Source organism: Brevibacillus massiliensis (assembly GCF_000311785.1).
GTDB classification, from domain to species: domain Bacteria; phylum Bacillota; class Bacilli; order Brevibacillales; family Brevibacillaceae; genus Brevibacillus_C; species Brevibacillus_C massiliensis.
In genome coordinates this window covers 305,369-319,608 of the sequence record NZ_HE978537.1, presented here as the reverse complement: position 1 = coordinate 319,608, position 14,240 = coordinate 305,369, and the positions used below count along the sequence as shown (strand labels likewise).

Sequence of the window (14,240 nt, the reverse complement as noted above, 5' to 3'; positions counted from 1 at the left end):
AAGTCTTCACTTGGGCGGTTTTTTTACATGGGGAGAAGGCATACTACCCGGGAGGGCTTCCTTAACCTTCGTCGCGCCCCAAAAAAGGGCTCGGGCTGCATCGCGAAAAGAGGCTTCATCATCGCCTTTTTTCCTGTTTGTTAAAAAAATGTATACATGACAAAGACAAAAAAATTATGGTAAACTTGTAAAAGAACGAAATTTTTAAAAAACGAGGGAGGGGTAATGATGGACCGTTATGACAGCTTATATGACGAGACTGAAACGGCCCAAGTCCGATTCTTTGGGTTCGCTTCCGAAAGAAAGCGTTACGACTTCGGGATTGTCTTCACCCACAAGTTTTACGGGAAACCATTGGTCGTCTGCATGCAAACGGGGCGCTCTACCCTTCTCAGTTCTGAGGATGCGCATAACCCGGCTTATCTCAAGCACATTTTTCGCCTCGACTGTCCGGAAGAGGCGGAGGAGCTTGCCCAGTTTTTCCAGGAGTATCTGCCATCGATGCCATTTGAAGAAAACCAATATTGAACCGATGAAGGAGCAGGAGAGCAGGGAGCCCTGCTCTTTCTGTATGAATGAGATGTAAAATGTGACATACTAATTAACCGGCTTTGTAATAAAAAAATAAGCTGAAACGGTTTATTTTTCTGTTGACGAAATATATTATGTCATATTATCATGAATGTATCATATTAATACCTTGTGCTTTACTGATTTGGTATCGTACAATACCTTGCGAAAGTGGAGGGGAGTCATGGGCACCATCGTCTGTCAAAGCTGTGGTACGATCATCGATCACTTTGAATCCAATCAAGTGAAGACCTTATACGGAATCTGTGATTCCGGCTGCAACTGCTGTCATCAAGTCGATGAAGACTAAATCCCGCACCCAGACATGGGTGCCTTTTTTTTCGATGGGCCAATCTCGTTTGTTTACGTGTTTACAACTCTATGAATATAGCTGATAATAAAAGGGAGTATGACAAAAAGATAGAGAGAACGCTGAATTGAGAAAGAGGAGGAATTACACATGAAGATTCGACGCATCCAGGGGATGCTGGCCGCTGCTGTTCTTGGCGCTTCCCTATGGAGCGGGATGCCTGTTCACGCAGCAGAGGGGATCTGGTCGGAAACGAAGCTGGAGTTAAACGCCGGCAGTCCTTCATCTACGGCAGGTGTTGGCGTGTCTGACAGCTACGCGGTTTGGATCAATCAAAACGATGACAACCATGCGGTTATCCTGTACGACCTGGCAGCAGAGAAGTCGACAAGCATCGCTGCGGACGGCCACAGTAAGGTAGGGCTGAAGGTAGATGGCAATTACATAGCCTGGATTGATGAAGAAAGAGGCAGTGAAGCTGTATATCTGTACGATATCGATAGAAAGAAGACGAAGCGAATTTCCGGGGACAATGCCAGACCGGGCAGAGAGTTGGATCTGAAGGGGGGGTACGTCGTCTGGACAGACGGTCGCGGCAGCGGCACCGATATCTACGCCTACGACATCAACGAAGGCGTCGAAATGAGAATATCGAACAGCAATTATGCCAGTTACCCTGCCGTAGACGGTTCATATGTCGTCTGGGAAGACGAGCGAAACGGCAATAGCGACATTTACGGGTACAACCTCTCTACCGGTAAAGAGGAAGCTCTTGTCGTAAAGGATGGATACCAAAGCCACCCCACGATCGACAGGGGAGTCGTCGCCTACGACGACAACCGGCGCGGCAGAACCAATATCTACTATTACGATATCGCCAGCGGCAAGGAGACAAAGGTTACGGACGATACCCAGGACCGGGAATACCCCAAAATCTCCGGAAACCGGATTGTTTACCTGGAAGGCAGCGATCTGATCTCCTACGGCATCAGTACAAAACGCACGGAGCACATCGACAGAGGGGTCCAAAGCAACACCAATTTCAGTTTAAGCGGGAACAATTTGTTATTTGGGCTGGGATATCGCGATGATGTCCAGCTGTATCTGCACAATTTCCGGAATGGTGATACCCTCAACCTGGGCGGGTCGATCAACGATCCGAGCCAACCTGCCGGCAGCGACAAATACGTCGTCTTTATCAACCACAAGGATAAACGGACGGATGAAGTCGTCTTGTACGATGTCGAATCGAAGCAATCGAAGGTCATTTCATCGAATCAATCGCCGGAGCGACCGCTGGTGAGCAACTCCTGGGTCGTTTGGTACGATTACGGAAGCGATGCCCTGACCGCGTACAACATTAAATCGGGTTCTCAAAAGCGCGTGACAGGCCAAAGGGACTATCCTTCCAGAGAGTTTTATGCGCTCGAAGGCAGCAAGCTTGTCTGGGTCAGCGAGTCCGGCAGCGGCGGAACCATCTACCTGACGGACCTTGCTACCGGCAGCCAGAAGGAAATCGACTACGCACGGAACCTGACGAGCCTGGATACGAACGGAAGCTACATCACCTGGCTGACAGATGATTACAGCGGGTCGAGCATCAACATTTACGACATGAAGACGTACGAGAGCTACTCCGTCCGCCGTCAAGCGCAGGCGAAAGACGCCCATATCGGGGACGATTACATCGTCTGGACAGAGGAAGGGCCGTACGATTGGGACCTGTACTATTATTCGCTGAGCTCTGAGCGATTCTGGCCGGTTTTCGGCAGCAGAGCAGGCGATCAGCTCCGTCCGCAAATCTCCCGCAACATGATGGTATTTGAAGAGGCGCTTCCGCGGGATCCCAGTCATTTTGACTTCATCTTTTACGATGTAGACCGCGGATCCTACGGTGAAGGGCTGCGCTACAATGCCCAGCCGAGCGAGCTTAGCCTCGGTGGAAACCGTATCGTATGGATCGACAAACGCAGTGGAAGCCCGGAAGTGTACACCATGGCATTTGATTGGCCGCGCGACGACGGGGATGACGACGGCAATAACGGAGAAATGAAGGAGTATACGCTGAAGACCTTGTTTGAAACCGATCAATTGACCAGTACGCTTGTGAAAAACGACGCTGAGAAAGTTCAATTCATCTTCAATAAAGGTTCCAGCCAGGAGAAGACATACTACGTTTCCCAGATCATCGACAACTTGAAAGATGTGATGGATCTGATCAACAGCACTCCGTTTGACAAGATTTTCATCCGGGTTTATCCTTAACCGGAGCAAAAAGGAGCAAAAAATCCCGAGGTGTGGAAACCTCGGGATTTTCGCATACATCGACGCTTCTCTTATCCGGATATCGCTTCCTGCCGCTTGACTACCTTGATGGTCTGCAGTGTCTCGTCTTCCGGGCCCTGTACAGGCAACCCGGCGCGGATGTTCTCCTGAATGTAGCGGATATTTTCTTCCGTGATCACTTCTCCAGGCAGGAAGATCGGGATCCCCGGCGGATACACCATGATGAATTCCGTCGTGATCCGGCCTGCTGCTTCCACCAGCGGGATCGCTTCTGTTTCAGCGTAAAACGCATCCCGGGGGGAGAGAGACAGCACGGGAATCTCCGGAAGAGCGACTCTGAGCGGTTCCGCTTCGTTCATATGGGCAAACTCGATGGAGAGATGGCGCAGGGCATTGACCAGCGTTTCGATCGCCTCTTCTGTATCGCCGGATGTGACGAAGCAGAGGACGTTGTACAAGTCGCTCATCTCCACTTCGATCTGGTATTTTTCGCGAAGCCAATTTTCCACTTCCCAGCCCGTAATACCCAGTTCCCGCACGTGAATCAGGAGTTTGGTCGGGTCCATCGCAAAGGTTGCCGGGCCGCCCAGGATCTCCGGTCCGACACAGCGGATGCGGGGGATCTGATTAATCTGCTCGCGCGCTGTCTCGGCCATTTGAATCGCTCTCGTCAGCAGCTCGCGCCCGTGCAGCGCAAGATGTTGGCGGGCCATGTCGAGCGAAGCCAGCAAAATGTACGAGGTAGACGTCGTCGTCAGCATGCTTAGGATCGTTTTGACGCGACCTACGTCAACCAAGCCTTCCCGCACATTCAAGATCGAACTTTGCGTCAGCGAGCCGCCCAGTTTGTGTACACTGGTCGCCGCCATGTCAGCGCCTGCCTGCATGGCCGAGAGCGGCAGCTCATCGTGGAAGTGAATGTGGACGCCATGAGCTTCGTCCACCAGTACAGGTATCTCGTAATTGTGCGCGGTTCGGACGATCTGCCGCAAATCACCGGAAATGCCGAAGTAAGTCGGGTTGATCACCAGGAGGGCAGCGGCATCAGGGTGAGCCTCCAGTGCTTTCTGCACCGCATTGTTGGTAATGCCGTGGGAGATCCCCAAACCCTCGTCCATGACCGGATGAATGAACACGGGAATCACCCCGGCAAAAATGATCGCTGACAATACGGATTTGTGCACGTTGCGCGGCACAATGATTTTATCTCCGGGGTTGCAGGTGGCCATGATCATCGCCATGATCGCACCACTCGTCCCCTGTACGGAAAAGAACGTATGGTCGGCGCCAAATGCCTCAGCCGCCAACTCCTGCGCTTCTTTGATCATCGCTTTGGGATGATGCAGATCATCCAGCGGGGCGATGTTGATCAGATCAATCGAGAGAGCGTTCTCCCCGATAAACTCGCGGAAGGTCGGATTCATGCCCATCCCTTTTTTGTGGCCCGGAATGTGGAATTGGAGGGGGTTTTTCTTGGCATGTTCTAACAGACCGCTAAACAGAGGAGTTTTTACTTGTCTCATTGAGTATCGCCTCGCTTTATGAACAGAATAAATATGCAAAAAAACAATATTGAGTATAGCAGACGTGTAGGGGAAAGCAAGTACATTTTTCGGGGATTTCCACAGCGGCGGCGGATATTGGAAGGAATTGGCCGGGTACAGCGAGAAGTGAACAGTAAGGAGGGAGTGATGGTATGCAGACGAGAGTGACGAAAATGCTTGGCATCAAGTACCCTGTCGTACAGGGTGGGTTGGCGTATTTAGCCTATGCGAATTTGGCGGCAGCGGTGTCAAATGCGGGCGGTTTGGGGCAGATTACCGCCATGACGCTGCCTTCTCCGGAAGCGCTGCGGGATGAAATCCGCAAGGTTCGGTCGATGACGGACAAACCGTTTGGCGTCAACTTTGCCATCGGTCAGCACGATCGTACGTACGAGCACTTGTTGGAAGCGGCAGTGGAGGAAGGGGTAGGGGTGATCACGGTTACCGGGGGAAATCCCGAGCCGTTGATCCGCCGGCTCGACGGGCATGACATCAAAAAGCTGGTGCTGGTCGCTTCGGTCAGACAGGCGCAAAAAGCGGAGGCGGTCGGAGCTGATGCGGTAATGGCAGTAGGCCAGGAAGGCGGCGGCCATCTGGGGCGGGACGATATCGGCACGATGGTGCTCGTTCCCCGGGTCGCCGAGGCCGTTTCGATTCCCGTGCTGGCCAGCGGCGGGATCGGCGATGGCCGCGGTTTGGTGGCTGCGCTGGCTCTGGGTGCGGAAGGCGTGGAAATGGGGACGCGCTTCATTGCCACCAAGGAGTGCGTTCACGCTCACCCGGCCTATCAAGAAGCGCTGGTCAAGGGGACCGAACACGACACCGCGGTCATCAAACGATCCTTGGGCACTCCGGGGCGGGTCGTCCGGACGCCGGGTTCCGATCAGATCCTCGCGATGGAAGCGGAAGGCGCCGGATACGAGCAATTAAAAACGTTTATCAGCGGGCAGAGAAACCGGACCTTTATCCATGAAGGGGATGAGTCAGGCTTCGGCTGGGCGGGCCAGGTTATCGGCCTGATTCACGATGTGCCTACGGTGCAGCAGTTGTTCGACCGGATGTTTGGCCAAGCGAACGAAATCATCGGGCGGCTGGAGAAAATCACCTGCTCCTGAAACGTACAAAAAAGAACAGGTTTGCCTTCCTTATTCAGTGAAAGCGGACCTGTTCTTTGCATATATTTGGGTATTACCTGACGGCGACGGCAGTCCGTTGGTATACGCGGCTCAGGATCGAATAGGTCTGCTCCAGGCGGCCGAGGAGCTTTTCGGCGTCGCCCAGAATCGGATCGTGCCGGTCGATGGTAATGCCGCACAAGATTTCCGCCTTCTTCACGCGCTGCAAGCGATCGATCAATTGCAGGACGCCGGCTTTGCCCAGCTCGCTCTGCGGGGTGCTCTCAGGCTGGGTATGATCAGGTGACCAGCGAAACCCGGCGGGAACGATTTTCATGATCTCATCGATTCGCTCTTCCATTGCTTGTCCGATCTCTTGCTTAAAGGGTGACTCGTATATGAGGGCAAACCAGGCGAAGAGGTGCGTTCCCCACAGGCCTAGCTGAAAGTGCGGGTGTTTTTTATAGCCGCGCTTGTCGGCAGCCCATGCCACCCAGGTATCAGCGGGCGGATTCACTGTCCGTCTGGCGTGCTTTGCCACGTGGTAGAACATCTCCTGTCCGGTCTGCAGTGAAAGGGCGGGGGCGAAGTGCTGACCCAGATATTCCAGTTTCGGGCGGATAACCGATTTGATCTTGTCCATTCGCGCATCCAGGCCCTCTACGGAAAATACGTCAAAGTCCTCTTGCGTAAAACCTGTAAACGTAGACAACGTGATCACTCCCTTTTGCAAAACTGACCATATGATATCATAACCTATTGGAAAATAATACTGCACAGACTGAACGGATTACCTCTGGCAAAAAGGCGCGAAAAGTCGGATAATAAAGACAGGGCAGGCACATGACAGCGACGCCGGGGAAAAAGTGAGGCGAAAAAGTTGTCTGCAAGGAATGGCAAACAAGAGTGGCGAATAATATGATATACCACTCACTCCCACATGGCCGATACAGTAATCTGATTATTCTGTTAAGGGAGGGTGCCGTGATGACTGCTTATAACCAATTGGAGTACAGCAATGTCGCTGTCTGGTTTGACCGTCCCACCTTAAAGAGGCTGCTGCAGGTGTTGGTGGAGAACGGGTTGGATATTTCCTGGCGGGAGGAGCCCAAGCAGCTTTGTGTACTTGTGAAGACCACATCGGGCAGTTATTGTCTCACGCTGCACAGACAGGGGGAAGCCTTCAAGCTTTCAGGGCTGGACGGCATCGTTTTGGATATGCGCTTGGCTACGGTGCTTTACCAGTTCATCGAGCAGGCAAAAGGACACGCCGTCGTCAAAATTGTCGGAGAACATCAAATCCTGGTCAAAAACATCCGCTACGGGGAGGCCGTGAGAATTATCGAGATTAAAGGAGCTGAGAAAAAGGTGATTTACGAAAAAGCGTGCAGTGTGACGATTGATCAGGTAATTGCCGCGTTGAAACGCCGTGACGCAGAGGAAAGGATTCCGGTTCTCCGCCTGGAGCTGGATTATGAGCTGGCCACGCTGTATGACGCTCTGCAGGCAAACGACAAGCATTCGATCAATAAATCAAAAGATCGTTTGAAAAAGCTTAGACGGGAAATGCTGTTGTTAGAAGCGTAGCAGGTGAGAATAAAGCGGATAGGTAGGTTGAAAATGGAATTCGTCTGGCGCCATACGGGATAGAAGCGGCAAACTCCAATCGAGAGGATGCCGCTTCTATGCTTTTGTTCATTGGCAAAGGAGGATTCTTTTTGGCAAACAACAGTTTCGTTTGAAGGAGCAGGCATTTGGAGGTACAATAAGCAGGTACGAAAGTCACGCTTCTGTCGAACTGGTTTACAAAGAAAGGAAGAACACAATGCAGCAACTCCTATCAATTTTGTCATCTCCTTACATTTCCGCCACTTTATGCCTCTTGGTCCTGATCTTACTTATTTTTGTGACTGTTCTCAATTCGCGGATCAGCCATTTGCAGAGGAAATTAAAACGGTTTCTCGCCGGCAGTGACGGAGGCAACATCGAAGCAGCTCTCACCCGGATGCTCGACCAATTGGATGAATATAAACAGAAGCAAGCCGATCAACAGTTTATGATCAACCGGCTGTCCCAGAAGTTGACCAATCGCTGCGGCAATCTGGCCCTGATCCGCTACAATGCGTTTGACGATACGGGCAGCGACCTCAGCTTTTCACTTGCGCTGCTCGACGATGAACAAAACGGCGTCGTTTTGACCAGCATTTTTGGCCGCCATGAGTCCCGGATCTACGCCAAACCGGTACAAGCCGGGGAGTCAACTTATCTCTTGACGGAAGAAGAGTCTGATGCTATACGGAAAGCCAGCCAGCCAATCGGTTTGAAATAGGGAGATATCCGTAAAAATAGAGAGATAAAGGACTGATTGAAGGAGATAATATAGCCAAACCGGGTCATATGGGCAAAAGCCCACGTTTTTACGGAAATCCCTGTGTTTTATCACAGGATTTTTCCGGCTGCATGGTGTATAATAAAGCGTGTAGATTTATGTTACCTTTTAAAAGTGGGTGATCCGCCTTCATTTCCCATACCGAGTCTAGGCTCATTGGGCAAGGCCAGATTCTACAACGATCGTTTGTCGATACTTAGCTTCCGCTCCTTGGTTGGCAGCCGGCATTCGGAAACAGCCAGCGGTACCAGGAGTCATTCCTGGAAAACAAGGAGAATTGGGGCGATTTTTATGGCACAGCGTTTAGCCACGAACTACGCGAGCGCCTATTTTACGATGAGCGAACAGGAGCTTACACAATTTGTTAAGCTTTTCGCCAATGAAAAAATTGATGTAAAAGAAAAGGTATACGATAACGGAGACCGTGATATCACGATCGATGACCATTCCGGGGAAATACAGCTGACGTTTCACCGCAAGGGAAATCGTTACTCTTGTGAAAGCTCCTATGTCATTAAGGATTTGACTCTTGCCAACGCGATGCGAAAAGCGATGAAAGCTTTTAAAGGCCACGGCATTGTTCACCGGATCTATGAAAGTTTCACAGTTGTGTACCACTACGATGAAGGTTCAGTGATCCGGATTGAAGAAGTGACAGAGGATTCAGAAGTCCCGATATACGAAGGGACCCATATCGGGCAAACCTCGAAGGAATTGGAACGCTTGTACATGAGTACCGGCAGTGAAGAGGAAATCAAAATGATTCGGGAGGAAACCGACCGTCTGCTCGATTTACGCAACTGGGCGAAGAAGGTGACACCCGAGAGAATTTCCGCCATTGACCAGCAGCTGTCGGGATTGTCGACTCGTCTGTTTTTGCTGGAAGCATAAGATTATAGAGAATTTGTGAACAAGTGGGCGTATGATGCGCCCATTTTTTCATTTCCAACAAATATTTTCGGAAAAGGTATTGTCATTTTGGTGGAACCATGGTACTTTTAATGTCGTTGGAAAAACAGGATTAGGAACCAGGATTCACTTTAAAGGGTGGAGAATACGAGGGATGCCGCCCCCGTTAGTGAATGACGCAGGTCCTAGCGATGTTCCAAGAATACTTGCTAGGAAGGGGGAACCGAAAGATGGAATATTCGACTTTCGGACGACATGTTGCCATTGACACATGGGGTGTACAGTTTGACCTTTTAAATGATGCAGAATTTCTCAAGCGGCAAATGGTGGAAGCCGCAGAAGCCTGTGGCGCTACGGTTCTTGGCGTTCAAGCCAAGCAGTTTTCTCCTCAAGGAGCGACCGTTCTGGTTCTTCTCTCGGAAAGTCATCTGTCGATTCACACCTATCCTGAGCGCGGCTTCGCGGCACTGGATTGCTACACCTGTGGAGAGACGGTTGATCCTCAAATTGCCATCGATTACTTGGTTTCTGTCCTGAAGCCCGAGAAGGTTTACGGCAAGAAATTGGTCCGCGGTCTCGGTGAAATGCAGGTTGTAGACCCGGAAATAAAAGTGATGGAAACAGCTGAAAAGTAAGAAACGTCAGGGTGCTTTTGGAAAGCACCCTTTTCATATGCAAAAAAACGTTTCCGGAAAATTCAGCCGAATCGTTGACAAACCGCGAATTGATGTCTTAAAATTCCCAATATAAAATCTTCTATAGGAAAATGCCAATGAATGAAAAAGGTGAAAAAGCAGTGAAGAAGATAAACAAGAAATCTGTTCGCTTAAGGCAGCTTGCCTATGAAGAGGTCCGCTCCGCGATCTTAAAGGGAAATCTAAAGCCTGGGGACCCGTTGGTGGAAATGGATTTGTCAGAGAGGCTGGGGGTAAGCCGGACGCCGCTTCGGGAAGCGATGGCCTTGCTGGAGCACGAGGGGTTGATTGAAACCATTCCCTATAAGGGAACGTTTATCGCCTCTCTCGACCGGAAAGAAGTGGAGGATCTATACGATCTGCGCATGGTTTTGGAAATCAGGGCATTGGAGCTGGCGATTGGGAAAATTCCCTATGAGACGTTGAAACATTTGGAGCAGGAGATCGAGCTGTCGGATCGCCAAGAAGACAATTGGCTGCCGATCCTGACAACGGGGAACAAACTGCACGCCTTGATTGCGCACTATTCTGGAAACAAAACACTGGAAAATCTCATCATCATGTTTACGGAACGAATTCATCAATACTTTGCCGTAAACAAAATCGTCTTTGACGCTGAACACCTGAAGCAGGAGACGAAGGAACACCGTAACATCGTGCGGGCTCTGATGGAGGGGGATCCGCAGAAGGCGCGGGAAATCATGAAGATCCACCTCGATAATTCCTATCAAAGAACGGTAAAGTTTTTTTAAAAAACAGATTGTATACAATCATACATGTATGCATTTACCCTGTTTTCCATCTCATTGTATACAATCATATTAAATACAAAAATACAATGTGAAAGGAGGTGAACGCTCTTTTCTGACAACGCTTACAAGCTGAACTGCTCCAAAAAAACAGTGAACAGGGGAGGGAGTTTTTCGTGTCAACCAATCAGTACCACGCCGTGATCATGAATCCTGCAGACAACGTGGCGACCGCGCTAGCTGATATTCCAGCAGGTGCAACCGTCGAAATGGAAGTACAAGATCTGCATTTTCGTGTGCAGTTGCAGGCGGCGATTGAATTTGGCCATAAATTCGCGGTTAAGCGGATCGGGAATGGACAGAATATTTTGAAGTACGGCGAGATAATCGGTGTGGCCATCGCCGATATCGAGCCGGGGGAGCACGTCCACATTCATAATCTGGAAGGAAAACGGGGCAGAGGTGATAAGCTTGGACAAGCAAAATAGCGTAAAGTTTTGGGGATACCGCCGTCCGGACGGCCGCGTGGGCGTAAGGAACCACGTGTTGATTTTGCCGACGATTGTCTGTGCCACCCAAACGGCTCGGCAAATTACCGAGCTGGTCCAGGGAACGGTAAGCATGATCCATCAGCACGGCTGTGCCCAGGTAGGAGCAGACTACGAGCAGACCTTCCGCACCTATGTGGGGCATGGAACCAACCCCAACGTCTACGGGGTCGTCGTCCTGGGGCTGGGCTGTGAAACACACCAGGCCCGGAAGATTGCCGACGAAATTGCCGCACAGTCGGGCAAGCCGGTGGAACTGGTTTCCATTCAGGAAAACGGCGGGACGCTGTCCGCGATCGCCAAAGGGGCAAAGGTTGCCGCCCAAATGGTGCAGGATGCTTCGGCACTGATGAGGGAAGAGTGCGATTTCAGCGAACTCATTGTGGCAACGGAATGCGGCGGTTCGGATGCGTGCTCGGGATTGTCGGCCAATCCGGCGGTAGGTGTGGTCAGCGATTTGATCGTCGATCTTGGCGGTACCTCCATCCTGGCGGAGACGACTGAATTGATCGGGGCAGAGCATCTGCTGGCCAAGCGGGCGGTGGATGACAAGGTGGCGAAGCGGGTCTACGAAGTGATCGATGCGATGGAAAAACGCGCCTTTTCCATGGGGATTGACATTCGTACGGGCAACCCGAGCCCGGGAAATATTCGCGGCGGCTTGAGTTCATTGGAAGAAAAGTCCCTCGGAGCTGCCAACAAATCGGGAACCAGGCCGCTGCAGGAACTGATCGATTACGCCCAACGGCCGACGAAAAAAGGCCTGGTCTGGATGGATACGCCGGGACACGACATCGAGCAGCTGTCCGGCATGGTCGCCGGCGGCGCACAGGTCGTACTGTTTACCAGCGGACGCGGAACACCTACCGGTTCGCCGATCGCTCCTGTCATCAAGATCGCGACAAATTCCAGAATGTTCAAAAATATGGGCGACAATATGGATGTCAATGCCGGGACGATCATCGAAGGCACCGAGACGATCGATTCTGTCGGAAGAAGGCTTCTCGAGGAGATCAGGCAAGTGTCCAATGGCAAGCTGACGAAGGCGGAAATTCTCAAGCAGCATGACTTTGGCATTTGGCGGATTGGCCCTACTTTCTAAAATACGAACGGGGGAAGGTGTGAAACGTGAAACAGTTCAAGGAATTACTTGCTCAATTAGGCTTCCCGGCGGGCGATCTATACGATCTCCCCACTTCGGCCAAACGGTTTCCGGACGGGGCGCAGTACCGGATTGAACTGCCAAGCGTAGAAGGTCCGCGCGCTCTGGAAGCTACGCTGGAAGAAATCGATCGCTACGGGATCACCGTCCATCGCGTTTCCCAGGGAAGCGGCATCATGCTGCTAACCGATGAAGAAATCCAGGAGATGGCCCGGATGACAGCGGAGCGCGGAATGGAGCTGAGCCTGTTCGTCGGACCGCGCGGAACCTGGGACATCAGTGCCCAACCGTTTACCGCCGCGGGAAAGGTCATCGCCCTGCGTCATGAAGGAGCAGATCAGCTGGTCTATGCGATGGAAGATCTCAGACGGGCCGCAGATCTCGGGGTTCGCGGAGCGCTGGTGGCCGATGAGGGACTTTTGTATCTGACCAAAGAAATGAAAAACAAAGGGCTGCTCCCCAAGAATTTTGTCGTCAAAGTGTCCGTTCAGATGATGGCGGCCAATCCGGTTTCGATCAAGATCATGCAGGACCTGGGGGCTGATACATACAATGTGCCGACGGCGTTGACCCTGCCCAAGCTTGCGGCAATCCGCCATGCGATCGACATCCCGATTGATCTGTACGTTGAAGTGCCGGACGGGTTCGGCGGATTTATCCGGCATTATGAAATCCCCGAACTGATTCGGATTTTATCGCCCGTCTATATCAAATTCGGACTCCGCAACCATCCGGATGTATATCCTTCCGGAAAGCATCTGGAGGCGGCCAATATCTCATTGTGCAGAGAGAGGGTGCGGCGTGCCAAGCTGGGCATTCAAATGATCGAGCGCTATTGTCCAGAAGCCGTGACTTCCCCGCTGGGAGCGGCAGATTTGGGAATTCCCGAAGTGAATCTGGCAGGCAGGAGGAACTGAAATGAAAAGCTTGGTCTGGACAAAACCTGAGTGGATGGAAATCCAGGAGACGCCGATCCCCGAAATTGCAGAAGATGAGGTGCTGCTCTCAGTGGATGCGGCGGGGATATGCGGTTCAGAAATCGAAGGCTACCTCGGACACAATAGCCTGCGAGTCCCTCCGCTGGTAATGGGGCACGAATTTTGCGGAACCATCGCAAAAACCGGATCATCCGTGGGAAGTCTTTCAATCGGGCAGAGAGTCGTGGTAAATCCCCTGATCTCTTGCGGGAGGTGCAATGCCTGCCGGAGGGGAATGGTTCAGCTCTGCAAGGATCGAGCCATTATCGGGATTCACCGCCCGGGCGCATTTGCCGAATACGTCCGCGTTCCGGCTTCGGCCGTTCACGTGATTCCCGACTCGCTGCATTCGTATCGAGCCGCACTGGCTGAGCCGTTGGCCTGTTCCCTGCGGGCGACCCGGCGGGCGATGGAAAGACATCCGTTTGCCAACGTTGTGGTGTTTGGAGCGGGCACCATCGGTTTGTTATGCTTCCTGGTTGCCCAGATCCTGGGGGCTTCCCGGGTGATCGTGGTGGATACAAACAAGTCCCGCTTGCAAACGCCGGAAAAACTGGGGGCGACAGGAACGATTACCCCAGATGAACCAGGGTATTTGCGAAAAATAAAAGACGCGATGGGACCTTCGGGAATTGACGTGATTATCGATGCGGCCGGTTTTCAGCCTACCCGTGCGGCGGCTGTCGAACTGGTCAATCCGGGGGGAACGATTATGAACATCGGGCTGGGCATAGACCAGACCCAGCTGCCGATCAACGTCTGCGTTCGGAGCGAAATCAGTCTGCAGGGTTCCTTCTCCTACAATGCCCAGGATTTTTACGACGCGCTGGAATTGCTGAAGAGGGGGAAAATCGACGAGACAGAATGGTCCGAAATCCGCTCCCTGCAGGACGGCAATCAGGCGTTCCAGGACTTGACCCAGGGGCGGGTCCACAAGGCGAAAATATTCCTAATAGTGTGAATAGAAGATCAATCACATCGTTATC

Annotated in this window: 15 protein-coding genes; 13 read left to right on the top strand and 2 right to left on the bottom strand. The window is 51.8% G+C overall.

The window, feature by feature from the left end:
* The first annotated feature begins 228 nt into the window (after window positions 1-228).
* From HGBM_RS09040 to HGBM_RS09030, 3 genes are all read left to right on the top strand, one after another.
* Window positions 229-528 (top strand): DUF3055 domain-containing protein, encoded by a 300-nt coding sequence (locus HGBM_RS09040; protein ID WP_019120776.1) that lies wholly within the window; start codon window positions 229-231, stop codon window positions 526-528.
* A gap of 226 nt (window positions 529-754) precedes the next feature.
* A complete protein-coding gene (locus HGBM_RS29455) occupies window positions 755-880 on the top strand; it encodes a GapA-binding peptide SR1P (RefSeq protein ID WP_019120775.1) in 126 nt (41 codons plus the stop codon).
* A 150-nt stretch (window positions 881-1,030) separates the two neighbouring features.
* Window positions 1,031-3,145, top strand: a complete 2,115-nt coding sequence (locus HGBM_RS09030; RefSeq protein ID WP_019120774.1) for a TolB-like translocation protein — start codon at window positions 1,031-1,033, stop codon at window positions 3,143-3,145.
* Window positions 3,146-3,216: 71 nt separating this feature from the next.
* Here HGBM_RS09030 and HGBM_RS09025 read toward each other — a convergent pair whose 3' ends face one another.
* On the bottom strand, window positions 3,217-4,689 hold the full coding sequence (locus tag HGBM_RS09025; RefSeq protein WP_019120773.1) for an aminotransferase class I/II-fold pyridoxal phosphate-dependent enzyme: 1,473 nt from the start codon (window positions 4,687-4,689) through the stop codon (window positions 3,217-3,219).
* Window positions 4,690-4,862: 173 nt separating this feature from the next.
* Between HGBM_RS09025 and HGBM_RS09020 the strand changes: the two genes are divergently transcribed.
* Window positions 4,863-5,825, top strand: coding sequence for an NAD(P)H-dependent flavin oxidoreductase (locus HGBM_RS09020; RefSeq protein ID WP_019120772.1), 963 nt, complete (start codon window positions 4,863-4,865; stop codon window positions 5,823-5,825).
* Window positions 5,826-5,898: 73 nt separating this feature from the next.
* On the opposite strand, the gene HGBM_RS09015 is transcribed toward HGBM_RS09020, so the two are convergent.
* Window positions 5,899-6,537: a YktB family protein gene (locus HGBM_RS09015; RefSeq protein WP_019120771.1), complete on the bottom strand. Its 639-nt coding sequence runs from the start codon at window positions 6,535-6,537 to the stop codon at window positions 5,899-5,901.
* Between the two features lie 275 nt (window positions 6,538-6,812).
* Here HGBM_RS09015 and HGBM_RS09010 point away from each other — a divergent pair, with 275 nt between their 5' ends.
* The 9 genes from HGBM_RS09010 (at window position 6,813) to HGBM_RS08970 (ending at window position 14,215) form a co-directional block, all read left to right on the top strand.
* Window positions 6,813-7,412, top strand: coding sequence for a hypothetical protein (locus tag HGBM_RS09010; RefSeq protein WP_019120770.1), 600 nt, complete (start codon window positions 6,813-6,815; stop codon window positions 7,410-7,412).
* Window positions 7,413-7,650: 238 nt separating this feature from the next.
* Window positions 7,651-8,154, top strand: a complete 504-nt coding sequence (locus tag HGBM_RS09005; RefSeq protein WP_026074290.1) for a DUF4446 family protein — start codon at window positions 7,651-7,653, stop codon at window positions 8,152-8,154.
* Between the two features lie 351 nt (window positions 8,155-8,505).
* Entirely contained in the window at window positions 8,506-9,105 is a 600-nt protein-coding gene (locus HGBM_RS09000) for a hypothetical protein (protein ID WP_019120768.1), read from the top strand.
* A gap of 248 nt (window positions 9,106-9,353) precedes the next feature.
* A complete protein-coding gene (gene speD, locus HGBM_RS08995) occupies window positions 9,354-9,758 on the top strand; it encodes an adenosylmethionine decarboxylase (RefSeq protein ID WP_019120767.1) in 405 nt (134 codons plus the stop codon).
* A 161-nt stretch (window positions 9,759-9,919) separates the two neighbouring features.
* Entirely contained in the window at window positions 9,920-10,570 is a 651-nt protein-coding gene (locus HGBM_RS08990) for a GntR family transcriptional regulator (protein ID WP_161605030.1), read from the top strand.
* A gap of 173 nt (window positions 10,571-10,743) precedes the next feature.
* Window positions 10,744-11,055: a UxaA family hydrolase gene (locus HGBM_RS08985; RefSeq protein WP_019120765.1), complete on the top strand. Its 312-nt coding sequence runs from the start codon at window positions 10,744-10,746 to the stop codon at window positions 11,053-11,055.
* Window positions 11,039-12,217, top strand: a complete 1,179-nt coding sequence (locus HGBM_RS08980; protein WP_019120764.1) for a UxaA family hydrolase — start codon at window positions 11,039-11,041, stop codon at window positions 12,215-12,217. The genes HGBM_RS08985 and HGBM_RS08980 overlap by 17 nt, the downstream gene beginning before the upstream one ends.
* A gap of 26 nt (window positions 12,218-12,243) precedes the next feature.
* On the top strand, window positions 12,244-13,194 hold the full coding sequence (locus HGBM_RS08975; protein WP_019120763.1) for a U32 family peptidase: 951 nt from the start codon (window positions 12,244-12,246) through the stop codon (window positions 13,192-13,194).
* Between the two features lies 1 nt (window position 13,195).
* Window positions 13,196-14,215, top strand: a complete 1,020-nt coding sequence (locus tag HGBM_RS08970; protein WP_019120762.1) for a galactitol-1-phosphate 5-dehydrogenase — start codon at window positions 13,196-13,198, stop codon at window positions 14,213-14,215.
* The last annotated feature ends 25 nt before the right edge of the window (window positions 14,216-14,240 follow it).